Annotated in this window: 18 protein-coding genes and 1 pseudogene; 10 read left to right on the forward strand and 9 right to left on the reverse strand. The window is 60.8% G+C overall.

Going from position 1 to position 24,884, the window contains the following annotated elements; genetic code table 11:
- Positions 1-187: 187 nt before the first annotated feature.
- A complete protein-coding gene (locus BLR69_RS23890) occupies positions 188-958 on the forward strand; it encodes a ParA family protein (RefSeq protein ID WP_071497136.1) in 771 nt (256 codons plus the stop codon).
- Between the two features lie 141 nt (positions 959-1,099).
- On the opposite strand, the gene trxC is transcribed toward BLR69_RS23890, so the two are convergent.
- Positions 1,100-1,534: a thioredoxin TrxC gene (gene trxC, locus BLR69_RS23895; protein ID WP_071497137.1), complete on the reverse strand. Its 435-nt coding sequence runs from the start codon at positions 1,532-1,534 to the stop codon at positions 1,100-1,102.
- A gap of 237 nt (positions 1,535-1,771) precedes the next feature.
- Here trxC and BLR69_RS23900 point away from each other — a divergent pair, with 237 nt between their 5' ends.
- Positions 1,772-2,071, forward strand: a complete 300-nt coding sequence (locus tag BLR69_RS23900) for a type II toxin-antitoxin system HigB family toxin (protein WP_016979221.1) — start codon at positions 1,772-1,774, stop codon at positions 2,069-2,071.
- On the forward strand, positions 2,068-2,469 hold the full coding sequence (locus BLR69_RS23905) for a helix-turn-helix domain-containing protein (RefSeq protein WP_071497239.1): 402 nt from the start codon (positions 2,068-2,070) through the stop codon (positions 2,467-2,469). The genes BLR69_RS23900 and BLR69_RS23905 overlap by 4 nt, the downstream gene beginning before the upstream one ends.
- Before the next feature lie 39 nt (positions 2,470-2,508).
- Here the strand turns inward: BLR69_RS23905 and selO are convergent, their stop codons facing one another.
- The 5 genes and pseudogenes from selO to BLR69_RS31590 all read right to left on the reverse strand — a co-directional run.
- Positions 2,509-3,972 (reverse strand): protein adenylyltransferase SelO, encoded by a 1,464-nt coding sequence (selO, locus tag BLR69_RS23910; RefSeq protein WP_071497139.1) that lies wholly within the window; start codon positions 3,970-3,972, stop codon positions 2,509-2,511.
- A 48-nt stretch (positions 3,973-4,020) separates the two neighbouring features.
- Positions 4,021-7,359 carry a mechanosensitive channel MscK gene (gene mscK, locus BLR69_RS23915; RefSeq protein ID WP_071497140.1) on the reverse strand — a complete coding sequence of 1,113 codons (3,339 nt, stop codon included), beginning with the start codon at positions 7,357-7,359 and terminating at the stop codon, positions 4,021-4,023.
- 50 nt (positions 7,360-7,409) lie between these two features.
- Positions 7,410-9,152 (reverse strand): potassium/proton antiporter, encoded by a 1,743-nt coding sequence (locus BLR69_RS23920; RefSeq protein WP_071497141.1) that lies wholly within the window; start codon positions 9,150-9,152, stop codon positions 7,410-7,412.
- A gap of 217 nt (positions 9,153-9,369) precedes the next feature.
- Positions 9,370-10,242, reverse strand: coding sequence for a methyl-accepting chemotaxis protein (locus BLR69_RS31585; protein WP_371858611.1), 873 nt, complete (start codon positions 10,240-10,242; stop codon positions 9,370-9,372).
- 30 nt (positions 10,243-10,272) lie between these two features.
- Positions 10,273-11,025, reverse strand: a pseudogene (locus tag BLR69_RS31590) (MCP four helix bundle domain-containing protein); the annotation flags it as partial.
- A 247-nt stretch (positions 11,026-11,272) separates the two neighbouring features.
- On the opposite strand from BLR69_RS31590, the gene BLR69_RS23930 reads away from it, so the two are divergent.
- Complete coding sequence (locus BLR69_RS23930) at positions 11,273-11,503, forward strand: hypothetical protein (RefSeq protein ID WP_012721849.1); 231 nt, start codon at positions 11,273-11,275, stop codon at positions 11,501-11,503.
- On the forward strand, positions 11,500-11,793 hold the full coding sequence (locus tag BLR69_RS23935) for a cell division protein ZapA (RefSeq protein WP_071492333.1): 294 nt from the start codon (positions 11,500-11,502) through the stop codon (positions 11,791-11,793). The genes BLR69_RS23930 and BLR69_RS23935 overlap by 4 nt, the downstream gene beginning before the upstream one ends.
- Here BLR69_RS23935 and BLR69_RS23940 read toward each other — a convergent pair.
- Both BLR69_RS23940 and putA read right to left on the reverse strand, forming a co-directional pair.
- A complete protein-coding gene (locus BLR69_RS23940; protein WP_071497143.1) occupies positions 11,790-13,592 on the reverse strand; it encodes an acyl-CoA dehydrogenase in 1,803 nt (600 codons plus the stop codon). The genes BLR69_RS23935 and BLR69_RS23940 overlap by 4 nt on opposite strands.
- A 204-nt stretch (positions 13,593-13,796) precedes the next feature.
- Positions 13,797-17,750 carry a trifunctional transcriptional regulator/proline dehydrogenase/L-glutamate gamma-semialdehyde dehydrogenase gene (putA, locus tag BLR69_RS23945; protein ID WP_071497144.1) on the reverse strand — a complete coding sequence of 1,318 codons (3,954 nt, stop codon included), beginning with the start codon at positions 17,748-17,750 and terminating at the stop codon, positions 13,797-13,799.
- A gap of 81 nt (positions 17,751-17,831) precedes the next feature.
- Here putA and BLR69_RS30830 point away from each other — a divergent pair, with 81 nt between their 5' ends.
- The 4 genes from BLR69_RS30830 to BLR69_RS23960 all read left to right on the forward strand — a co-directional run bounded on the left by BLR69_RS30830 (position 17,832) and on the right by BLR69_RS23960 (position 22,584).
- Entirely contained in the window at positions 17,832-18,221 is a 390-nt protein-coding gene (locus BLR69_RS30830) for a hypothetical protein (protein ID WP_156790788.1), read from the forward strand.
- Positions 18,211-19,695: a sodium/proline symporter PutP gene (gene putP, locus BLR69_RS23950; RefSeq protein ID WP_071497145.1), complete on the forward strand. Its 1,485-nt coding sequence runs from the start codon at positions 18,211-18,213 to the stop codon at positions 19,693-19,695. Before BLR69_RS30830 ends, putP begins: the two co-directional genes overlap by 11 nt.
- Before the next feature lie 205 nt (positions 19,696-19,900).
- Positions 19,901-21,874 carry a type VI secretion system Vgr family protein gene (locus BLR69_RS23955; protein ID WP_071497146.1) on the forward strand — a complete coding sequence of 658 codons (1,974 nt, stop codon included), beginning with the start codon at positions 19,901-19,903 and terminating at the stop codon, positions 21,872-21,874.
- A gap of 26 nt (positions 21,875-21,900) precedes the next feature.
- On the forward strand, positions 21,901-22,584 hold the full coding sequence (locus BLR69_RS23960; protein WP_071497147.1) for a DUF4123 domain-containing protein: 684 nt from the start codon (positions 21,901-21,903) through the stop codon (positions 22,582-22,584).
- On the opposite strand, the gene BLR69_RS23965 is transcribed toward BLR69_RS23960, so the two are convergent.
- Positions 22,570-23,847 (reverse strand): O-acetylhomoserine aminocarboxypropyltransferase/cysteine synthase family protein, encoded by a 1,278-nt coding sequence (locus BLR69_RS23965; RefSeq protein WP_071497148.1) that lies wholly within the window; start codon positions 23,845-23,847, stop codon positions 22,570-22,572. The genes BLR69_RS23960 and BLR69_RS23965 overlap by 15 nt on opposite strands.
- A gap of 174 nt (positions 23,848-24,021) precedes the next feature.
- On the opposite strand from BLR69_RS23965, the gene BLR69_RS23970 reads away from it, so the two are divergent.
- Entirely contained in the window at positions 24,022-24,858 is an 837-nt protein-coding gene (locus BLR69_RS23970) for a 23S rRNA (adenine(2030)-N(6))-methyltransferase RlmJ (RefSeq protein WP_071497149.1), read from the forward strand.
- The last annotated feature ends 26 nt before the right edge of the window (positions 24,859-24,884 follow it).

The raw sequence follows: 24,884 nt of genomic DNA on the forward strand, positions 1-24,884 counted from the left end.
ATTTACAGATTGTCCTTTACCGAGGGACTGGATGGATTGTCGGACCGTTCTTTTTAATCTGTGGGCTGTGTATGACAGCCATCGCGCCAATGGCCTCGTGATGCAGCAGTGCATGGATGAACGAGGTAGCTAACAGGCGCTTTTGCCCTCTACACTCGGACATTCATTGATACACGGAGGTTTTTCCATGCGGCGTGTGGTGTTCAATCAAAAAGGCGGCGTTGGCAAGTCCAGTATCGCCTGCAACCTGGCGGCAGTCAGCGCCAGCGAAGGTTATCGAACCCTGTTGGTGGACCTCGATGCGCAAGCCAACTCAACCCAGTACCTCACTGGGTTGACCGGCGACGATATCCCTATGGGAATCGCGGATTTTTTCAAGCAAACCTTGTCTTCCGGACCGTTTTCCAAGAAGAACAAGGTGGATATCTACGAAACGCCGTTCGACAACCTGCACGTGATCACCGCAACCGCAGAACTGGCGGACCTGCAGCCCAAGCTTGAGGCCAAGCACAAGATCAACAAGCTGCGAAAGTTGCTGGATGAGCTGAGCGAAGATTACGACCGGATTTACCTGGATACGCCTCCTGCGCTGAATTTTTATGCGGTTTCGGCGCTGATTGCCGCTGATCGAGTGCTGATCCCTTTCGATTGCGACAGCTTCTCGCGCCAGGCGTTGTATGGCCTGCTGGCTGAAATCGAAGAGTTGAAGGAAGACCACAACGAAGGGTTGGAAGTGGAAGGCATCGTGGTCAACCAGTTCCAGGCCCGGGCGAGCCTGCCGCAGCAGATGCTGGATGAGTTGATTGCCGAAGGGTTGCCGGTGCTGCCGGTGTACCTGGCCAGCTCCGTGCGCATGCGCGAGTCGCACCAGGAGAGCAAGCCGCTGATCCACCTGGACCCACGTCACAAGCTGACGCAGCAGTTTGTGGAGTTGCATAACTTGCTGGAAAACGCGTGATCTAAAAGACAACACAAAACCCCTGTGGGAGGGGGCTTGCTCCCGATAGCAGAGTGTCAGTCAACCCATTCATCAACTGACCCACCGCGATCGGGAGCAAGCCCCCTCCCACATTTGATCTGTGTTGTGCTCAGGGGCGAGTTACACGCCCTGGCTGCGTAACCACGCCATCAACTGCGGTAACGGAAACGCCCCACTCTGGCGCGCCACTTCGCGGCCATTCTTGAACAGAATCAAACTTGGGATCGAACGAATCCCCAACTGTGCCGACAACTGCTGATTGGCCTCGCTGTCCAGCTTGGCCAACCGGCACTTGCCCTCCAACTGCCCAGCCGCCTGCTCGAACACCGGGGCAAACGATTTACACGGCCCACACCAGTCGGCCCACACATCCACCAGCAACGGCAAATCGCCTTTGATCTGGCTGGCGTAGTCGCCTTGCTTCAGCTCAAACGGTTTGTTCAGTAAAACCGGCTGCTTGCAGCGCCCGCATTTGGGCGCATCGCCCAGGCGTTCGCCGGGGATGCGGTTGAGGCCGTTGCAGTGGGGGCAGGGCATGACAAGAGGTTCGGACATGGTGGAGCTCCAACGAAAGCAGTCAGTGAAGCTCAATGTGGAGTCGGGCGCAGGTGTTATCAAGTTCTGAAGCGGCGTTGCATATGCTCACAGATTTTTGCGCGTCGATTGCGCGCGCCTATCTAGGCTGTGAAAGCGTGCTCGACAAAGCACCACCGGTCCGATCGGCTCTATAGCAAATTGCGATACTCAGTGTTCGGGTATAACCTTCATAGCAAGATGCGATAGGGATGTTGCATGCGAGTGATCAGTGCGAAGCAAATACGAAACGCCAAGGAAAAATGGCCTCACTCAGCCAGTGCTCTGGATGAGTGGCATCGAAAGGTCAAAGTCATCAGCCCTGAAGATTTTGCGACGTTGAGAGCCGTTTTCCCTGCTGTGGATAAAGTTGGGGCACTGCATGTGTTCAATATTGGAGGTAACAAGCTCCGCCTTGTTGCCATCGTGCGCTATCGAATGCAGCGCCTCTATATCCGGCATGTTTTGGACCATCGTGAATACGACAAGGGTAAATGGAAGGAATCATGGGAAAAATGAGTGTATTGATCGAGCAAGTCGCCGAGCATTGGCAGTTCGTATCACCCTTGTTGCGTAAGCCGAAAACCGAGGCTGATTACGATGTGTTGGTCGAGGCGCTCGACGAATTGCTGGATATCGTGGGGGACGATGAAACCCATCCGCTGATGGGGCTGGTCGGTATCATAGGTGATTGGGTTGAGGCCTATGACTTAGAGCATTGGCCAATGCCTGAAGCGAGCGGAGTTGATGTATTGCGGTCAATGATGCGGGAGCATGGCTTGACGCAAAGTGACCTGCCTGGGGTCGGTGCTCAGTCGGTTGTTTCAGAAATCCTGAGTGGAAAACGCCAGCTGAACGTTCGGCAGATTCGTTGGCTGGCGGAGTTCTTCAAGGTCCCTGTGGACATGTTCATCTGATCACGATCAAGGCGGTGTGCGATCTTCTGGATAGGCCTCCTACGACGAACAACTAATCTCCAAATGCTTCCCCCAATCCGGCGGCCGCTGTGCGTATTGCTCCATCCCCGCTTGCTCCTCAAACGGCCTGGAAAGCACTTCATGCAACCTTCGCACCTCGCTGTAATCCCCGGACTCGGCGGCAACGATGGCGTTCTGCGCCAGGTAGTTGCGCAAGATATAAAGCGGGTTCACCGCATGCATGCGATCCCGGCGTTGTTCTTCGCTGTATTCCCCGTCCCGCTCAACGCGCGTCTTGTAGTGCTCGGCCCAGGCATCAAACCCGGCCAGGTCGACAAAGTCATCGCGCAACCGTGCCACGGCCAACGCCGCCGACTCATCCCCCAGGCGCCGGAAGAACAGGGTGTAATCCACGCCGCTGTTTTGCATCAGCTTCAGTAAACGCTCGACCAGTTGCTGGTCATCGTCTTCGGCGGTGGTCAGCCCCAAGCGGCGGCGCATCAGGTCCAGGTAATTCGCTTGATAAAGCGGCAGATACAACCCAAGTGCTTCCTTCAACGCATCGACGCTGATAAACGGTGTCAGCGCCTGGGCCAATGCACTCAAGTTCCACTGCCCGATTGGCACCTGATTGCTGAAGGAATAGCGCCCTTCGTGATCCGAATGGTTGCAGATGAAGTGCGCGTCAAAGTCGTCCAGAAACGCAAACGGCCCGAAGTCGAACGTGATGCCCAGGATCGACATGTTGTCGGTGTTCATCACCCCATGGCAGAAGCCGTAAGCCTGCCATTTGGCGATCAGTTCGGCATTGCGCTCGACGATTTGGCGGAACATCGCCAGGTACGGCTCGGGCTGTTCGCGACACTCGGGGTAGTGCAGGTTCAATACGTGTTCGGCCAGTTGCGCCTGCTGCTCGGATTTCTTTGTGTAGTAGAAGTACTCGAAATGGCCGAAGCGGATATGGCTGTGTGCCATGCGCAGCACCATCGCGCCGCGTTCCTGTTTTTCGCGCCACACCGGGGTGTCGGAACCGATTACGCACAGCGCGCGGCTGCTGGGGATGCCCAGCGCGTGCAATGCTTCGGAGGCCAGAAACTCGCGGATCGACGAGCGCAACACCGCGCGCCCATCACCCATGCGTGAGTAAGGCGTCATGCCGGCGCCCTTGAGGTGCAGGTCCCAATGCTCGCCTGCCTGGTTGTACACCTCGCCCAGCAGCAACCCACGGCCATCGCCCAGTTGCGGGGTGTAACCGCCGAACTGATGCCCGGAATAGACCATCGCGCGCGGTTCTGCCTCGGCCCACAGTTTGTGCCCACCGAACAGCTCGGCGAACACCGGTGTTTCGGCAACGGCGGGGTCCAGGTCGAGCAGGGTCATGGCGGCCTCGCTCGCCACGACCAGGCGCGGCGCGTCGAGGGGCTCTGGCAATACGTGGGTCGAGAACGCGTCGCCCAGGCGTGCGAAGCGGTTGTCGAAGGTCAGTTCGTCGAGGGCTTTCACCGGCCATCTCCAGCAGAATGTCCGAGCATTCTGCTGGGGATAACGCGGTTAGTCGAGTTTGCTCGGCGGCGGTTCCTGCACACCACCGTCGTTGGCGGGCTTGGCCGGGGTGTCGACCTCCACCAATTTGTATTCCTGGCCGTGGAGGTTCTTGAGGTAGACCTCCATCTGGCGGAACGAGATATTGATGTGCTCTTTCTTGAACTCGCGATTGATAAAGCGGTTCACTTCGTCGATCACCGGGTTGCGGTCGCCCAGGTCGCGCACGTGCATGCGCAGTTCGTGGTCCAGGGTGCTTTCGCCAAAGTTGAGGAAGTACACATGGGGCTCCGGGTCCTTGAGTACCCGGGGGTTGTCGCGGGCGGCCTTGAGCAGCAGTTCCTTCACGCGGTCCAGGTCGGAGCCGTAGTCCACGCCGAGCTTGAGGGTGACGCGGGTGATGGTGTCGGTCAGCGACCAGTTGATCAACTGGCCGGTGATGAAGGTTTTGTTCGGGACAATGATGTCCTTGCGGTCAAAGTCGGTGATCGTCGTGGCGCGGATGCGGATCTTGCTCACCGTGCCCGACAGGTTGCCGATGGTGATGGTGTCGCCGATGCGCACCGGGCGTTCGAACAGGATCATGATGCCGGAGATGAAGTTGGCGAAGATCTCCTGCATACCAAAGCCCAGGCCCACCGACAGCGCCGCCACCAGCCATTGCAACTTGTCCCAGCTCACGCCGAGGGTCGATAGGGTAGAGACAAACCCGACGCCGGCAATCACATAGGACAGCAGCGTGGTGGTTGCATAAGCGCTGCCCTGAGCCAGGTCCAGTTTGGACAGCACCAGCACTTCGAGCAAGCCGGGCAGGTTGCGCGCTAGGGCGAAGGTGATGCCGATGATGATCAGCGCGCCGAGCAAGTCGCCGATGCTGATGGGCACCATGCTGATATTCGCACCGGTGCCGCTGGTGTATTCGTACAGCGTGACGTTATCCAGGTAGGAGAATACCGAGATCAGGTCCGACCATACCCAATACAGCGCAGCGATAAAGCCGCCGAGCAAGGCCAGGCGAATCAGGCGCATGGATTGTTCGTTGACCTGCTCGATGTCCAGGGTCGGCTCTTCGATCACCGCTTCGCCGTCACCGGCTTCCTTGGCGGCCTGGCGTTTGGCCAGGGCGCGCGCATAGGCCAGGCGCCGGGCGGCAACGCCCAGGCCACGGACGAAGGTGGCTTCGATCACCAGCCAGAACATCAGCAGGTACAGGGTGTTGATCAGCCGGTCGCTGAGCTTGAGTGCGGTGTAGTAGTAGCCGAAGCACACAGCGATGAACAATGCGATGGGCAACGCAGTGAACAGCAGGCCCACGGCTTTGCGGAACAGCGAGGCTTTTTCATGGGTCGGGCTGTGCAACAGTAGGCGGCCCAGCAGCCAGGCCATCAGCGCGTAGCAGGTCAGAACCACGCCGATGCCCAGCACATCGTCAGCCAGCGCCGCCGGTTGGTGCTCGGCAATCGCCACCACGGCCACCAGTGCCAGTACCACCAGCCCGAGTTTGCGCACCCAGCCTTGCAGGAATTCGACCTGGGGTTTTTCCCAGCGGAAGTGCAGTTCAGCCACGCCACCCGGCGCCAGGATGCGATAGGCGGTGTAGAACACCAGCCATGCCTGGGCGATCTGCAGCAGGGCCGAACCCAGGTTGGCGTTCTGCCCACGGGCGTCGATTTGCAGCGCGTAGCCGCACAGCGCCAGGCCGAGGGACACCGGCATTGCCAGCAGGATGTTGATCAGGATGGCCTGGGGCGTGTGCCACTGGCTGTCGCGCTTGAAGTGGCCGATGTCCAGGTGCACCTTGCTCAAGCGTTGATACAGATTTTTACGCCGCCACAGCAACGCGCCGATCAACAGCAGCAACGGCAGGAACAGCAACGGGCGCTGGGTCAGGCCGTCATACAGCTCGCTGACGCTGGAGGCCCAGGGCAGGGTGGCGACTTGCTTGCTCAGGTGTGCGGGTACGGTTTCCAGCCACTCGGTATCCAGCGGTTTGTTGCTGGGAATCCAGAACATCTGCTCATCCAGCGTCGCCCGCAGGGTGGTGGCGGTGCTGAGCAATTGTTTCTGGTTCAGTTGCAGGGTGATGGATTCGTTGAGCAGCGCGCTCAACTCACGGCTCAGGCGCTCCAGCAGGTCGCTGCGGGTGATTGCCAGTTCCAGCAAGGTGCGGCGCAGTTGCGGGGTGACGTCTTCCGGCGCCTGGTTGGCCAGCAGGTTGTCCACATAGGCGCTGGGCGAGCTGATCAGCTCGCGCTGCTGGTTGACCTCGAACTGGTACAGGCGAATGTTGGCGATGTCGTCCGCGAGGTCGCGGTCCACGGTGAGGCGCGGCAGGGCCTGCTTTTGTTTGTAGAGGATCTTCGACAGCAGCAGGCTGCCCTTGAGCACGTTGATCTGCTCGTCCAGGGCAGAGTCGCTCTGGGTCACGGTGTCCAGTTGCTGCTTGGTCTGCAAGTTCTTCTGGGTCAGGTCGTTGAGGCGGTCGGTACTTTTGAGCAGGTAGTCGGACAGCTTCAGGTTCGCCGCGCTTTCCGTGGCCAGCAGGCTGCTGCCACCGGCCTTTTGCGCTTCGATGGACTGCTGGGTCACGGTCTGCTGGGACTGGGCCAGGCGTTTCTGGTTGATCAGGGTTTGCAGGTCCTGGATCTCTTGTTCCAGACGCGCGGTCTTTTCCATCACCAAGTCATGCTGGCTGTTGCCCAGGTCTTGCAGTTGGCTGTTGCCGGCCAGTTCCTGGCGGCGCAGGGGGATCAGCGCATTGAGCGCCGCGAGTTCGGCGTTGAGCTGGTTACGCTGGTCGGCGCTGAGGGTCTTGCCGTTGTCTTTGCCGGCCTTGAGCGTCGAATTGATTTGCAGGATGCGCGTCTGGCTGTTGCTGATTTCGGTCTGGGCGCGCTCAGGACGGGTCTGGGCCGCGATGGACAGGCTGTTGGCATCGGCCAGTTCCTTTTGCAGGTCGCCTTGCTGGGTGCTGCGCTGCACCAGCAATTGCTCAAGCTGCGGCACCGGCAGGCTGGCGTAGCGCTGGGCGACCGGGATGACTTTGGTGGCCTTGAGCCGGGCCAGTTCGCGCTGGTTGTCGGCAGTCTCGCGCGGGGCGTCTTCCAGTTGGCGCTTGAGGTCGACCAGGCGCTGTTCGTAATCCTGCTTGTTGCCCAGGTATGTCAGGGTCTGCTGCAGGATGGTCTGCAAGGCCTTCATGTCGGCGTCGGGCAGTTTGCGGTCGGGCAGCTTGTCCAGGGTTTGCTGGATAGACTCGGCGCTGGGCGGGTCGGCGGCGTGGACGACGCCGACACACAGGGTCAGGCTCAGCAGGGCAGTGGCGAGAAGAGTGCGCAAGGTTGGCATAGAGACCGGTCGTGCAAGGTGAAGAATCGGGGGCGTCGTCGCCCCGCAGTTTAGAGGAAGAGTCCGGGGGCCGGGCGACTTCCTTCGGGGAATCTGACGCCCACTTTGCCGATCTTGTTCCCGTCCATGACCGCGACGGTCCAGATGGTGTTGTTCCACTCCACCTGGTCGCCGACGATGGGCGCGCCCCCGACTTTTTGGGTGATGAAGCTACTCAGCGGCATGTCCGGGTCGATGCCCTCCAGCTTCAGGCCGTACAAGGCCGAAACCGCGCCCAGCTGGGCGTCGCCTTCCAGCACGAAGTCGCCGAAGAAGCGCAAATCCAGACCGCGTTGCGGTGCCTGGCTGAACAATTTGCCCAGGGCTGGCAGGTTGTGTTCGTGGCCGATCACGCAGAGCAAATCGCCGACTTCCAGTACGGTACTACCCGACGGATGGAGTAACTGTTGACCACGGAACAGCGCGGCAATCCGCGTGCCTTCGGGCATTTTCAGCTCGCGCAGCGCGGCGCCTATGCACCATTTTTCTGCGCCCAGGCGGTAGACGAATAGCTCCCACTCGCTGGTGACGTGCACTTCCAGGGCTGCGCGGGAAATCGGCGCCGGGTCCGGCGGGACGGTGACCTTGAGCAGCTTGGCCACCCACGGCAGGCTCGTGCCCTGCACCAGCAGCGACACCAGTACGATAAAGAACGCCAGGTTGAAATACAGCTGCGCATGGGGCAAGCCGGCCATCAGCGGGAACACCGCCAGAATGATCGGTACCGCGCCGCGCAAGCCCACCCAGGCGATAAAGGCTTTTTCGCGGCCATGGAACGCCTTGAAGGGCAGCAGGCCGACCATCACCGACAGTGGCCGCGCAAACAGGATCATCCACAGCGCCAGGCCCAGGGCCGGCAGGGCAATCGGCAACAAGTCATGGGGCGTGACCAGCAGGCCCAGCACCAGGAACATGCCGATCTGCGCCAGCCAGGCCATGCCGTCGAGCATATGCAGAATGCCATGACGGCTGCGCACCGGGCGGTTGCCGATCACCAGGCCGCACAGGTACACGGCGAGGAAGCCACTGCCGTGCAGGGCGTTGGTCACGGCAAACACGAAAAGGCCGCCGGCGATCACCAGGATCGGGTACAGGCCGGTGGCCAGGTTGATGCGGTTGACCATCTGCAGCATCAACCAGCCGCCGCCCAGGCCGACGATGCCGCCGATGCCGAATTCGCGCACCAGGTGAGTCAGCAGGCTCCAGTGCAGGCCAGTCTGGCCGCTGGCGAGCATGTCGATCAGGGTGACGGTGAGGAACACTGCCATCGGGTCGTTGCTGCCGGATTCGATCTCCAGGCTGGCGGTGACCCGTTCGTTGAGACCCTTGCCGCCGAGCAGCGAGAACACCGCTGCGGCGTCCGTCGAACCGACAATCGCACCAATCAGCAAGCCCTGGATGATATTGAGGTCAAACAGCCAGGCCGCCGCCATGCCGGTGAGGCCGGTGGTAATCAACACCCCCACCGTGGCCAGCGACAACGCCGGCCAGAGTGCCACGCGGAAACTCGCCACCCGTGTGCGTAAACCGCCATCGAGCAGGATCACGGCCAGGGCGAGGTTGCCCACCAGGTAGGCGGTTGGGTAGTTATCGAAGATGATGCCGCCGCCATCGACGCCGGCGACCATGCCCACGGCCAGGATGATCACCAGGATCGGGATCCCAAGGCGGGACGAAAGAGAACTCACCAGAATGCTCGCACTTACCAGCAACGCGCCGATCAGGAACAGGCTGTTGATGGTCGTCGCATTCAAAGGCAGTACTCCATGGGCAAACAAGACGGGGCGCAAACTGACCATGCAGTCTGCGTGCCAGCGATTCTAACCTGTTGAATTGCTGCGCTGTCAAAAGATCGTTCCCACGCTCTGCGTGGGAATGCCTCGTTGGATGCTCTGCGTCCGCTTTGGGGCGGGACGCGGAGCGTCACAGGCTGCATTCCCACGCGGAGCGTGGGAACGATCAGCGTGTCAGTCAGAGGCGGAAGCGGCTGACCATCCCATTCAAATCTACCGCCAGGCGCGACAGCTCGCTGCTCGCCGCACTCGTCTGGCTGGCGCCGGTGGCCGACTGCACCGACAAATCACGGATGTTCACCAGGTTGCGGTCCACTTCCCGTGCCACCTGCGCCTGTTCTTCCGCCGCGCTGGCGATCACCAGGTTGCGCTCGTTGATCTCGACAATCGCGGTGTTGATGGTATCCAGCGACATCCCCGCACCTTTGGCGATGTTCAGCGTCGATTCGGCGCGTTCGGTGCTGTTGCGCATCGAATCCACCGCGTGCTCGGTGCCGGCCTGGATACTGCCGATCATCCGCTCGATTTCGCTGGTCGACTGTTGGGTGCGGTGGGCCAACGCCCGCACTTCATCGGCCACTACCGCAAAGCCGCGACCGGCTTCACCGGCGCGCGCCGCTTCAATCGCCGCGTTCAGCGCCAACAGGTTGGTCTGGTCAGCCAGGCCACGGATCACGTCCAGTACCTTGCCGATATCGCGGGACTCATTGGCCAGGTCGCCAATCAGGGTCGCAGTGGCTTGCACATCGCCGCTCATGCGTTCGATGGCGCTGACGGTTTCCTGCACCAGGTCACGGCCATCACCGGCGGAAGTGGTGGCGTTGCGCGACGCTTCGGAGGTGCTCACCGCATTGCGGGCCACTTCTTCGACGGCACTGGTCATTTCATTCACCGCCGTGGCGGCTTGCTCGATTTCATTGTTTTGTTGGGTCAAGCCACGGGCGCTTTCGTCGGTGACCGCGTTCAACTCTTCGGCGGCCGAGGCCAACTGGGTAGCGGAACCGGCGATGCGTTGCAGGGTGTCGCGCAGCTTGTCCTGCATCTTGGCCATGGCCGCCAGCAGGCGCCCGGCTTCGTCGTTGCCGTCGACCTTGATCGGACGCGTCAGGTTGCCTTCGGCTACTTCTTCGGCTGCTTCCAGCGCCTGGGCGATAGGCAGGGTGATGCTGCGAGTCAGCAGCCAGGCGAACAACAGAGTCAGCAGGGTGGCGACCACCAACAGGCTAACTACCATGTTGAAGGCCATGTTGTATTGGTCCTCGGCATCCTTATTAGTGGCAAGGGCCATCTTGTTATTGAGGTCCAGCAGGCGCGTGAGCACGGCGTTGACCTGTTCGGAGTTGCTCAGCAGTTCGGTGTTGAGCAGGCTGCGCAGTTCTTCCACCTGGTTGGCCCGCGACAGGCTCTTCATGCGCTCTTCAATCTGGTGGTACTGGCCGAGCAGGCGAACGTATTCGTCGTAGGTCGAGCGTTCTTCAGGGCTTTCGATGAGTTTTTCGTAGATGCCCTGGGCGGTGCGGATCTGCTGGTTGCGCAGTTCGAAGGCTTCCAGGGTCTTTTGCTGCACGTCCGGCTCGCGGTTGGTCAGCAGGCGGTACGACAGCACCCGCAGCCGCAGGGTCAGTTGGGTGAACTCATCCAGCGCACGAATGCTTGGCACGCTGGACAGGGTGATGTCTTCGGTGGCGCCGCGGATCTTGCTCATCTGGTTCAGCGCGAACACACCGAGAAACAACATCAGCGCGCCAATAAACGCGAAGCCGAGGAAGGCCCTCGGAGCGATATTCATATTACGAAGCGACATGCGGGAATCCTGGGGGAGAGCGCGATCCATGCGGCCATGAAACGGAGTGTCCCTCTCTATCGGTCGTACGACTAAAGTCTAAAGGGCGCTGTGCGTTTTTGTCGCACCTGACGAGGGGTTTGGTCGATTCAGGAACCAGATCGGGTAAATGCAGTCACTAAGGCTCGAAAGTGCGGCCCGGCCCTTAAAAATCGGGCTGCGCGCCGGGGATAACCCTGGCATCCGAGGTGAATTTTCTTTATCGTCACCGCCCTTTGAAAAAGCCCGAGAAATCAAAATGTTAGAAGCATCCCTCAGCCAATTGGAACAACTGGTCAGCGACCTCGTACAGCAGAATCAGGACCTGCTGGGCAGCAACGAATCCCTCAAGGCCGAACTGGCCCGCGCCAAGGATGAGAACGACAGCCTGCAACTGAACCTGATGGAGCAGGAAGAGAAGCACGGTGCCACTGCCGCGCGTATCCAGGCGCTGGTTGAGCGTGTAAGTGCAGGGCCTGTCAGCGCATGAGTGAAGGGATAAAGGTCGTTTCGATTCTCGGAGAGGATTACTCGATCAAGGCCCCGCCTGGGGAAGATAAAACCCTGATGCACGCCGTGACCCTGCTCAAGGCCTCCCTGGCCACCACCAAGAAAAAGTACCCGACCCTGATCGGTGACAAATTACTGGTGCTGGCGGCGCTGAACCTGTGCGCCGAGCAGATCGAAATGCAGCAGGCTCACCAGCAGGAACTCGACCGTTACCAAGAGCAAGTCAGCGCCACGGTCGATGTGATTTCCAAGGCGATCGGAACGCCTTAGAACCACTCATCCTGCATCCCGAGGCACGTATCATCGCGTGCCTCCAGAATCGCCAGTTCATGATGGCAGCCCGGTACTTCCCAGGTCAGGAAGTACCGGGCGGCCTGGAGCTTGCCTTTATAGAAGGCCACATCGGCCGCATTGCCCTTAAGCAAGCCTTCTTCGGCGCGAATCGCCTGTTCCAGCCAGCGCCAGCCAATCACCGTATGCCCGAACACCTTCAAGTACAGCGCCGAATTCGCCAGGCTGCTGTTGACCTTGCCCTGGGCGAGGTCCGTCAGCAGGCCGATGGTCACGCTTTGCAGGCGGTTCACCAAGTGCTCCAGCGGTTCCCTTAGCGCAGTGAGGCTCGGGTATTGCTGCGCACGGCTGCCGGTTTCGGCGATCAGCCTGATGAGTTGCTTCAAACCCGCGCCGCCATTCTGTGCCAGCTTGCGTCCCAGCAAGTCCAGGGACTGAATGCCATGGGTGCCTTCATGGATCGGGTTCAGGCGGTTATCGCGGTAGTACTGCTCCACCGGATACTCACGGGTGTAGCCGTGGCCGCCGAGAATCTGGATCGCCAGTTCATTGGCCTTGAGGCAGAACTCCGACGGCCAGGATTTGACGATGGGGGTCAGCAGGTCCAGCAGTTCATGGGCTTGCTTGCGCTCGGCTTCGCTTACCAGAGTGGTGGTGTCGTCGAACAGGCGTGCGGCGTAAAGGCCCAGGTCGAAGGCACCTTCCACGTAGGCTTTTTGCGTCAGCAGCATGCGCTTGATGTCGGCGTGCTGGATGATCGAGACCGGTGCAGTTGTGGGATCCTTGCTGTCCGGCAGGCGACCTTGCGGGCGTTCACGGGCGTACTCCAAGGAATAGAGGTAGCCGGCGTAACCGAGCATCACCGCCCCCATGCCGACGCCAATACGCGCCTCGTTCATCATCTGGAACATGCAGCTCAAGCCCTGGTGCGGTTTGCCCACCAGATAGCCGACACAGTTGCCGTTGTCGCCGAAATTCAGCGCTGTCGAGGTAGTGCCGCGCCAGCCCATCTTGTGGAACAGCCCGGCCAGCAACACATCGTTGCGCTCGCCCAGGCTGCCATCGTCGTTGACCAGGAACTTGGGCACGATAAACAGCGAAATGCCCTTCACCCCAGCGGGCGCGTCCGGCAGCTTGGCCAGCACCATGTGCACGATGTTTTCCGACAGCGGGTGGTCGCCGCCGGAGATGAAGATTTTGTTGCCCTTGAGTCGATAGGTACCGTCAGCCGCTGGCTCTGCGCGGGTACGAATATCCGACAGCGATGAGCCTGCGTGGGGTTCGGTGAGGGCCATGGTGCCGAAGAAACGGCCATCGATCATCGGTTGCAGGAAGCGTTGTTTCTGATCGTCGGTGCCGAAGCTTTCGATCAGGTTGGCGGCGCCCATGGTCAGGAACGGATAGGAGGTAGAGGCGGCGTTCGCCGACTGGAAGTGCGCGAAACAGGCTTGCGACAGCAGGGTGGGCAGTTGCATGCCACCGGCGTCGAAACTGCGGGCGGCGTTGAGGAAACCAGCTTCGAGGAACGCATCCACCGCCGGTTTGACCTCAGGAATCAGGATGGCCTTGCCGTCTTCGTAGCGCGGTTCGTTCTCGTCGTTCTTGCGGTTGTGGGGGGCGAAGTATTTTTCCGCAATGCTGCGGGCGGTGCTGATGGCCGCGTCGAAGGTTTCGCGATTGTGCTCGGCAAACCGCTCGCGCTGGGTCAGGCCCTCGGCATCGAGGACTTCGTACAGCTCGAAAGCCAGATTGCGGGAACTGAGCAGCGTCTCGGACATGGCGGATTACCTTTGGAGGAATTGGCCTGAGTCTAAGTGCGCGAATAGAGGCTGGATAGCAAGATTGATTTGGGTGATGCACAGGCAAATGTGGGAGGGGGCTTGCCCCCGATGGCGATGTGTCAGCCACCAAGTGCATTGGCTGATCCACCGCTATCGGGGGCAAGCCCCCTCCCACATTTTTTACCGCATTTCGTCAGGCAGTTAGCCGATAGTCATCAAGCTTGCGTTACCACCCGCAGCAGCGGTGTTAACACTCAACGCGCGCTCAATCACCAAACGCTCCAGCGCAATCGCCGTCTCGCCCTGGGACAAACCATGCACCCCGACAATCGCTCCACCACGCTGCGCCACTTGCTGGCACACCGCACGCAACTGGTCGGAATCGCCGTGGTGCAGAACCGCGTCGAACACCACTTCGTCCTTGGTCCAGTCGGCCACGAGCTTGATCTTCGCCTGAATCTCCTTCGGCAGGCGTGGGAACAAGGCCTTGGTCAGGTCAGATTCCGGCCATACCGCCGAACCGCCCACGGCCAGTACCGCCGCCAGTTGAGTCAACAGATCAGCTTCCACGTCCGCCAGGCACAGTACGTGCTCGCGGGGCAGGATGGCGTAGCTGTTGCGTTCGCCGGTGGGGCCGGCCAGTTGGCGAGTGATACCGCTTTGCGATTGCGCGGCGAACTGGCTGCACAGGGCGCTCAGGTCGCTGGACTGGTTGCTGTCGGCCCAGGTTTTGAGGGCGGTCAGCGGTTGGCTCATGGCGTCGCGCAAACGAACATCTGGTGCGGCCAGTGCGTCGCCGCGTACGAAGGATTGCTCGATGGCATCCGTAGGGCGCGTCGACAGCAGGCGGTACAGGTACAGCGGGCCACCGGCTTTCGGGCCAGTGCCCGACAGGCCTTCGCCGCCGAACGGTTGTACGCCAACCACGGCACCGACGATGTTGCGGTTCACATAGACGTTACCGGCATTGACGTTGTCGATCACCTTGGCGATGGTCTCGTCGATGCGGGTGTGCACGCCCAGGGTCAGGCCATAGCCAGAGGCGTTGATCTGGCCGATGAGTTGGTCGATCTCTTTGCGCTTGTAGCGCACCACGTGCAGCACCGGACCAAAGATCTCGCGTTGCAGCTCGTCGAAGCTTTCCAGCTCTATCAGGGTTGGCATCACGAAGGTGCCGCGCTTGATCTCTTCACCATCGGCAATCGCCACCTGGTACACATTGCGGCCTTTGTCGCGCATGGCCTGGATGTGTTTCTCGATGCCGGCCTTGGCTTCGGCGTCGATCACCGGGCCGATATCCACCGACAGACGCTCCGGGTTACCCAGGCGGCATTCAGCCATGGCGCCCTTGAGCATTTCGATCACACGGTCTGCCGAGTCTTCCTGCAGGCACAGTACACGCAGGGCCGAGCAACGCTGGCCGGCGCTGTCGAAGGCCGACGAAACCACGTCGATCACGACTTGTTCGGTCAGTGCCGAGGAGTCGACGATCATCGCGTTCTGGCCGCCGGTTTCGGCGATCAGCGGGATCGGACGGCCCTGGGCATCCAGGCGTCCGGCGACGTTGCGTTGCAGCAGGCGCGCCACTTCGGTGGAGCCGGTGAACATCACGCCTTTGACGCGATCATCGCCCACCAGGCGGGCACCCACGGTTTCACCCTGGCCTGGCAGCAGTTGCAGCACGCCTTCGGGAATGCCGGCTTCGAGCAGGATGCGCACAGCTTGTGCGGCGACCAGGGGCGTTTGCTCAGCCGGCTTGGCCAGCACTGGGTTACCGGCAGCCAAAGCTGCCGCAACCTGGCCGCTGAAAATCGCCAGCGGGAAGTTCCACGGGCTGATGCAGACCACCGGCCCGAGTGGGCGGTGGGCGTCGTTGGTGAAGTCGTTGCGTGCCTGCACCGCGTAGTAGCGCAGGAAGTCCACGGCTTCACGCACTTCGGCGATGGCGTTGGCGAAGGTCTTGCCGGCTTCGCGGGCCAGCAGGCCCATCAGTGGCTGGATTTCACCTTCCATCAGGTCGGCGGCACGTTCCAGGATCGCGGCGCGCTCGGCGGGCGGGGTGGCCTGCCAGATCGGACCGGCACTGATGGCGCACTGGATCGCGTTGTCGACATCTTCGACGGTGGCTTCTTGCACATGACCGACTACATCGCGCAGGTCGGACGGGTTGAGCACCGGCGCCGCGGCTTGCTCGCTGGAGGTGCAACCGAGCATCGGTGCGGCTTTCCAGTTGTTGTGAGCGGTGGCCAGCAGCGCGCAGGACAGCGATGCCAAGCGATGTTCGTTGGCCAGGTCGATACCTGCCGAGTTGGCGCGGTCGCTGCCGTACAGGTCACGCGGCAATGGAATGCGCGGGTGCGGCAAGCCGAAGCCGCCTTCCAGCGTAGCCATTTGCTCGATGCTGGCCACTGGATCGGCCACCAGCTCCTGGATCGAGATGGATTGGTCGGCGATGCGGTTGACGAACGAGGTGTTCGCACCGTTTTCCAGCAGGCGACGGACCAGGTAGGCCAGCAGTGTTTCGTGGGTGCCGACCGGTGCATACACACGGCACGGGCGGTTCAGCTTGCCATCGGCAACCTTGCCTACCACCTGCTCGTACAGCGGTTCACCCATGCCGTGCAGGCACTGGAACTCGTACTGGCCGGGGTAATAGTTCTGACCGGCGATATGGTAGATGGCCGACAGCGTGTGGGCGTTGTGCGTGGCGAACTGCGGGTAGATGACTTCCGGCACCGACAGCAGTTTGCGTGCACAGGCAATGTAGGAAACGTCGGTGTACACCTTGCGGGTGTACACCGGGTAGCCTTCCAGGCCTTCGACCTGGGCGCGCTTGATTTCGCTGTCCCAGTACGCGCCTTTTACCAGGCGGATCATCAGGCGGTGGCGGCTGCGGCGCGCCAGGTCGATGACGTAGTCGATCACATACGGGCAACGCTTCTGGTAGGCCTGGATCACGAAACCGATACCGTTCCAGCCGGTCAGTTGTGGCTCGAAGCACAGGCGTTCGAGCAGGTCCAGGGACAGCTCCAGGCGGTCGGCTTCTTCGGCATCGATGTTCAGGCCGATGTCGTATTGCTTGGCCAGCAGGGTCAGGGACAGCAGGCGCGGGTACAGCTCGTCCATCACGCGCTCATACTGCGCACGGCTGTAGCGCGGGTGCAGCGCCGACAGCTTGATGGAGATGCCCGGGCCTTCATAAATCCCACGGCCGTGGGAGGCTTTGCCGATGGAGTGGATGGCTTGTTCGTACGAGGCCAGGTACTTCTGCGCATCGTGTTCAGTCAGCGCGGCTTCACCGAGCATGTCGTAGGAATAGCGGAAGCCCTTGGCTTCGAACTTGCTCGCGTTGGCCAGGGCCTCGGCGATGGTTTCACCGGTGACGAACTGCTCGCCCATCAGGCGCATGGCCATGTCGACGCCCTTGCGGATCATCGGCTCGCCGCTCTTGCCGATGATGCGGCTCAGGGAGGAGGTGAGGCCGGCTTCGTTGTGGGTGGCGACCAGTTTGCCGGTCAGCAGCAGGCCCCAGGTGGCGGCGTTGACGAACAGCGATGGGCTGTTGCCCAAGTGCGGCTGCCAGTTGCCGGTGCTGATCTTGTCGCGGATCAGTGCGTCGCGGGTGCCTTTGTCCGGGATGCGCAGCAGCGCTTCGGCCAGGCACATCAGCGCCACGCCTTCCTGGGACGACAGGGAAAACTCTTGCAGCAGGCCCTGAACAATCCCGGCACGGCCACCGGCACTCTTCTGGTTACGCAGTTTTTCGGCAATCGAGGCAGCCAGCTTGTTGGTGGCTTCGGCCATCGGCGCCGGCAGGCGGGCCTGTTCGATCAGCATCGGCACCACTTCCGGCTCGGGGCGACGGTAAGCGGCAGTGATCGACGCTCGCAGCACGGACTGCGGCAGGATGCTCTCGGCGAACTCCAGGAAGCACTGGTGGGCGTGGTCGGTCTGCACCTCGCCTGCATCGTCAGCGTCCTTGCTGCTCAAACCATTGAGTTCGGTCAGGGTTGCACCACCCTCCAGTTTCTCCAGGTAATTGAAAATCGCCTGCTTGATCAGCCAGTGCGGCGTGCGATCAATGGAGGTCGCGGCTGCCTTGAGGCGCTCGCGGGTTGGGTCGTCAAGTTTGACCCAAAGGGTGGTCGTAGCCATTTTCTTATCCTCATGGGTGCCACTACCGAGTGGCATCAGCTGGCGGCAAGATTAGCTTTGCGCATGCGGAGGTGCAACCGGGTGCAACCCATTTTCTTCATGATTTTTTCGATCGTGATCGGGAAAAAATTCGGCCTTCGACGGAAACCGCTTCGCCTTGGTGCGTTTGCTTCTGAGATCGGCTGTTCTTGCTCCGAAAAGGAGCAAAAACCGGGTGTTTTGCGCATTTCACATCAAGGTGCAACTTATTCTCGCGAAACTGGTTGCACCTTATTTGCTTTGTTGAATAGCATTCGCGCCCAAGGTGCAACCACCTCTGAGGTTCGGTTCATCGGCTGGCGGCTTTCCTGGGGAAACGTCAGTCATAAATGCGCGGCACGCAGCTACGTCTACCTACTTCCAGTGGGTGGTCGTCTGACAGACCGCCGCTACATAAAAACAAAGCCAGGGCGTCACTCTTATGAGCGTTAGTAATCCCACCCTGATCACGTTTGTGATCTACATCGCAGCAATGGTGCTGATCGGCTTCATGGCCTATCGCTCCACCAACAACCTTTCCGATTACATCCTGGGCGGTCGCAGCCTCGGTAGCGTGGTGACTGCCTTGTCGGCTGGCGCTTCCGACATGAGCGGCTGGTTGCTGATGGGCCTGCCGGGCGCGATCTACATGTCCGGCCTGTCGGAAAGCTGGATCGCCATCGGCCTGATCGTCGGCGCCTACCTCAACTGGCTGTTCGTCGCCGGTCGCCTGCGGGTCCAGACCGAGCACAACGGTGACGCCCTGACCCTGCCGGATTACTTCTCCAGCCGTTTCGAAGATAAAAGCGGCCTGCTGCGGATCATCTCCGCCGTGGTGATCCTGGTGTTCTTCACCATTTACTGCGCTTCTGGCATCGTCGCCGGCGCCCGTCTGTTCGAAAGCACCTTCGGCATGTCCTACGAGACCGCCCTGTGGGCCGGTGCTGCGGCGACCATTGCCTACACCTTCGTCGGTGGTTTCCTGGCCGTGAGCTGGACCGACACCGTACAAGCCACCCTGATGATTTTCGCGCTGATCCTCACGCCGATCATCGTGCTGCTGGCCACCGGTGGCGTCGACACCACCTTCCTGGCGATCGAAGCCAAGAACCCTGACAACTTCAACATGCTGAAGAACACCAGCTTCATCGGCATTATCTCGCTGATGGGCTGGGGCCTGGGTTACTTCGGCCAGCCACATATCCTGGCGCGTTTCATGGCGGCGGACTCGGTGAAGTCGATTGCCAAGGCGCGTCGTATCTCCATGACCTGGATGATCCTGTGCCTGGGCGGCACCGTGGCGGTGGGTTTCTTCGGTATCGCCTACTTCTCGGCACACCCGGAAGTGGCTGGTCCCGTGACCGAAAACCACGAGCGTGTATTCATCGAGCTGGCCAAGTTGCTGTTCAACCCATGGATTGCCGGTGTACTGCTGTCGGCTATCCTGGCTGCCGTGATGAGTACCCTGAGCTGCCAGTTGCTGGTGTGCTCCAGCGCCCTGACCGAAGACTTCTACAAAACCTTCCTGCGCAAGACCGCCTCCCAGGTTGAGCTGGTGTGGGTCGGTCGTGCCATGGTGTTGCTGGTGGCACTGGTCGCTATCGGCCTGGCCGCCAACCCGAACAACCGCGTACTGGGCCTGGTGAGCTACGCCTGGGCTGGTTTCGGCGCTGCGTTCGGTCCTGTGGTGCTGATCTCGGTGATCTGGAAAGGCATGACCCGTAACGGCGCACTGGCCGGTATCCTGGTCGGCGCGATCACCGTGATCGTGTGGAAACACTTTGAGCTGCTGGGCCTGTACGAAATCATCCCAGGCTTCATCTTCGCCAGCCTCGCGATCTACGTCGTGAGCAAGCTGGGCGCACCGACTGCCGGTATGGTCGAGCGCTTTGATGCAGCGGAAAAAGACTACAACCTCAACAAGTAATTCGCCGGGCGTTAAGCGCCTGATGAGTTGAAAGAAAGGCCCGCTTCCTACGGTTAGCGGGCCTTTTTTTGCGTGCGCTTTACGCTGATCCAGAGAGGATTCGTACGCATATTTGTAGGGTTTTACTGATTTGCCTGGCGGGTGCTCGACAGGGGGGAGTCGTGATGCAGAATCGGCCTCCTTACCCCTCGCAGAGAAACACCGGATGTTCGCTCCTGCCAATCAAAGTGCCTTTACCCTGTCCCTCGATGGGGCGCCCAGTGAATTCAAGGTCCATGGATTCACGGGGGATGAGTTCATCAGCCTGCCTTTTCGCTTTGACCTGGAGTTGGTCAGCGAGCAACCCGACCTGGACCTTGAGAACTTGATGCACCGTCAGGCGTTCCTGGGGTTTGATGCTAATGGTCATGGCATTCATGGCCTGGTGTATCGGGTGGCCCAAGGCGATTCGGGCAGGCGCCTCACGCGCTATCAGATCACCCTGGTGCCGCAGCTGGCTTATTTGGAGCACAGCACTCATCAGCGGATCTTCCAGAAAAAAACAGTGCCCCAGATCATTGCGCAGGTATTGGAAGCCCAGGCCATCAAGGCTGATGCCTTTGCGTTTCATCTGAGCGGCAAGTACCCCGAGTGTGAGTATTGTGTTCAGTTCGGCGAAACCGATCTGGAATTCATTCAGCGCTTGTGTGCCGAATGGGGCATTCACTATCACTTCCAGCACAGCTCCGAGCGCCACCGGTTGGTGTTTGGCGACGATCAGAGCGTGTTTGCGCGGCCGGAGCACACCACGCCGTATTCACCCGGCTCCGGGATGGTTGCCGATGGGCCTGCGATCAAGCGCTTTATGCTGCGGCTCAAGACCCGCACCAGTGATGTGAACCTGCGGGACTACGACTTCAAAAAGCCCAACCTGACGCTGGAAAGTGCAGTCTCCAGTCAGCAGCAACCCACTCTGAACGAACAGCGTTACCCCGGGCATTTCATGGATCGTGAGCGTGGCAAATACCTGGCGCAACGCGTGTTGGAGCGTCATCGCAGCGATTACCGCCAGGCCAGCGGCCATAGCGACCAGCCGGCGTTGGTCACCGGACAGTTCCTGAAGATGGCTGGGCACCCTCGTCAGGAGTGGAATGACTTATGGCTGGTCACCCAGTTGCAACATGTTGGGCGGCAACCTCAGGTGCTTGAGGAATCTACCCCTGAAGGGTATGGCGATGAATCCTCCCAAGGCTACCGCAATGAATTTGTCGTAACGCCTTGGGACGTGCTGTTTCGAACACCGCTCATGACGTCGCGGCCGCCCATGTCGGGTTACCAGAACGCAGTGGTGACGGGCCCCGCCGACAGTGAAATCCATTGCGACGAATACGGCCGGGTCAAGGTGCAATTCGCCTGGGACCGCGCCGGTGAGCGCAACGACCAGTCCAGTTGCTGGCTGAGGGTTGCCAGCGGTTGGGCCCATGATCGTTATGGTTCGGTGCTGATCCCGAGGGTCGGCATGGAAGTCCTGGTGGGCTTCGTCAATGGCGACCCGGATATGCCGCTGGTGATGGGTTGCCTGCCCAATGCGGCAACACAGGTGCCCCTCGATTTGCCAGCAGACAAAACCCGCAGCATCTTGCGCAGCCAGAGCAGCCCCGGTGGTGGTGGCTACAACGAGCTGCGCATCGAGGATCGCAAAGGCGCCGAGGAAATCTACCTGCGCGCCCAGCGGGACTGGACGCAGCATGTGCTGCATAACCATCGGGTGACGGTGGACGGCGAATCGCACCATGAAGTGCAGGGCGAAGAGCAGCGGATAAACCATGGCAGCCGCCTGACCGAGCTCAAGCAGGACGACCATCAGGTGGTGGGCGGTTCGCAGCAGGTGCGGGCCGGGCAGACCATCCAGATAAGCGCAGGACAAAGCGTTGTCATTGATGCGGGCGCGACCGTCACGATTCAGGCGGGTGGGCAGTCGATCACCCTGTCTGCCGGCGGCATTTTCAGCAGCGTACCGATCCAGCCTGGCGGTGCGCCCGCCGCGGTAGCCGCACCGTTGATGCCGGGAGTGAAGGCAAAACTGTTGGCAGTGATCCCCGCTCCGCTTTCTCGCGTGCAGGTTGCCAGCCTGAAACGCAGCGCACCGTTTTGCGAAGAGTGCGAGCGTTGCAGGAGCGGCCAGTGCGACCTCACCTGACTTCCATCCAGAAGGACTCTACGTCGATGCTTCAACCCTTGCTTGCTGGTGAAAAGATCTTCGCAGTACTTGGCGCTGCCAGCGACGCCGAGCCCTTGAATGCGTGGCGAACGCTGGCCAGCGGAGCGCCTTTGCATCCCGTTTGGGCCAGTACGGCCTATGCGACCTGGGAGGAGGTGATGCCCTATGTAGGCATCGTCGATCCGGGCAGCGCGTTCCTGGAATGGGCCGCCGCCACTGACGCTACGGATTGGGGCTGGCTGGCCGTATCGTCCAGCCCGTTGGACGTGGTGGTCGCACACCTGCAAAGCCTGACCAAGGTGTACCTGGCCGATGGGCAGGAGGTGTTCTTGCGCTTTTGGGATGGGGCGCAGTTTCTGCCGATCCTTCAGCAACGGGGTGAAGAAATATTGCCGGTATTCCAGCGCTACCTGATCAATGGCCAACTACTGTCGGGTGCATCTGGCCCAGTCACTGCCGCCAGAGCCAGCCCATGGTGGCGGGTGCCGGCACCCTTGCTGGAGCACTTGCCGCAGCAATCGCCGCAAACCCTGATCGGTAACCTGTTGCAATGGCTCGAAGAGCAGCGCCCCGACCTCTACACGGCTTTTGCGCCGACGACCTTGCAATACAAGGTCGCCTACTTTGCGCGTCGACCGGATATCAGCCATGAAGCGCTGGCTGCTTACCTGGCCTCAGAGCTGAGTTGAGCCCAGCGCCTGCTGCAGATCTTCGATCAGGTCTTCAATGGCCTCGATGCCCACCGACAGGCGAATCATCTCCGGCTTCACACCGGCCTTGGCTTGTTCCTGTTCGTTCATCTGCCGATGGGTGGTGGAGGCGGGGTGGCAGGCCAGGGATTTGGCATCGCCGATGTTCACCAGGCGCTTGAAGATGTGCAGCGCGTCGTAGAAGCGCACGCCGGCCTCATAGCCGCCTTTCAAGCCAAAGGACAGGATCGCTGAGGGTTTGCCTTGCAGGTACTTCTGCGCCAATTCGTGGTGCGGGTGGTCCGGCAGGCCTGCGTAACTGACCCACTCTACCTCGGCATGGCCTTGCAGGAACTGCGCGACTTTCAAGGCGTTTTCAGTGTGGCGTTCCATGCGCAGGGCCAGGGTTTCCAGGCCTTGCAGCAGCAGGAAGGCGTTCATCGGGGCCAATGCCGCGCCGGTGTTGCGCAGTGGCACGGTGCGGGCGCGGGCGATGAAGGCGGCGGGGCCGAATTTTTCGGTGTAGACCACGCCGTGATAGGCGGGCTCGGGGTTGTTGAGCCCGGGGAATTTCTGCGGGTAGTCGGTCCAGGGGAAGTTGCCGCTGTCGACGATCACGCCGCCCAGGGAGTTGCCGTGGCCGCCGATGTATTTGGTTACCGAGTGCACCACGATATCGGCGCCGAACTGGATAGGTTTGCACAGGATTGGCGTGGCCACGGTGTTATCCACCACCAGCGGTACGCCGCGCGCGTGGGCGACCTTGGCCAGGGCTTCCAGGTCGACGATGTTGCCCGCCGGGTTGCCGATGCTTTCGCAGTACACCAGCTTGGTGTTGTCGTCGATCAGCTCGGCGATGGCTTCGGCGGAGTCATCCCGGGTAAAGCGTACATCGACGCCGAAACTGGGCAGCAAGTGTGCAAACAAGGTGTAGGTGCCGCCGTAAAGCTGCGGGGTGGTGACGATATTGTCTCCGGCGCGGGTGAGCGTCTGGATCGCATAGTGGATCGCCGCGCTGCCGGCCGACACTGCCAGGCCTGCGATACCGCCTTCGAGCGCGGCGATGCGCTGCTCCAGCACATCATTGGTGGGGTTCATGATGCGTGTGTAGATATTGCCGGGCACGTCCAGGTTGAACAGGTCTGCGCCGTGCTGGGCGTTGTCGAATTCGAAGGCGACATTCTGGTAAATCGGCACAGCGACAGCCTTGGTGGTCGGGTCTGAGGTGAAGCCGTGGTGCAGTGCAATGGTGGCGTCTTTCATGATGGTGATGGACCTCCCTGGAGTGTGGATCGCCACAATAAGTCCGAGTCATCGTTGAGATTTAGACTTTTTTCCAGTGATTGCCTGTCTTTTCGATATAAGCACCGCCTGGCACGTTGCCCTGCACCTACGCTTGCGTAAAAGGTAAACTTCGCCCCCTGCGCAGGAGCAACCATGAATTATCGTCACGCCTTTCACGCCGGCAACCATGCCGATGTCTTCAAACACCTGACCTTGACCCGCCTCATCGCCCTGATGTCGCGCAAGGAGCAGCCGTTCGCCTACCTCGACACCCATGCCGGGATCGGTCTGTACGACCTGCAGGGCGACCAGGCCAACCGCACCGGTGAATACCTGGAAGGCATCGCCCGCCTGTGGGGCGAAGGCGACCTGCCGCCGTTGACCGCCGATTACATGCGCGTGCTGCATGAGATGAACCCGGATGGCGAATTGCGCTACTACCCCGGTTCGCCGGAACTGGCGCGGCGCCTGACGCGCCCTCAGGACCGCGTGCTGCTCAATGAGAAGCATCCGGAAGACGGTGTCTTGCTCAAGGACAACATGAAGGGTGACCGCCGCGTCAAAGTGCACCTGGGCGAAGGTTGGCACGTACCGCGTGCGCTGTTGCCGGTGCCGGAAAAGCGCGCGCTGATGCTGATCGACCCGCCGTTCGAAAAGCTCGACGAGATGCAACGCTGCGCCGCCTCCCTCAAGGAAGCCGTGGGCCGCATGCGCCAGACCGTTGCGGCGATCTGGTACCCGGTGAAGGACCAGCGCCTGTTGCGCCGTTTCTACCAGGACCTGGCCGGCACCGGTGCGCCGAAGTTGCTGCGGGTGGAGTTGCTGGTGCATCCGCTGGACACCCCCAACACCCTGACCGGCTCGGGCCTGGCGATCGCCAACCCGCCGTGGGGGCTGGAAGAGGAACTGCGTGAGCTGCTGCCGTGGCTGTCCAAGAAGCTTGGGCAGACCCAGGGCGGGTGGCAGATGGATTGGCTGATCGCTGAGTAACCGGATCTACAGACATATATAAAAAC

The organism is Pseudomonas azotoformans (assembly GCF_900103345.1).
Classification (GTDB): Bacteria; Pseudomonadota; Gammaproteobacteria; order Pseudomonadales; family Pseudomonadaceae; genus Aquipseudomonas; species Aquipseudomonas azotoformans.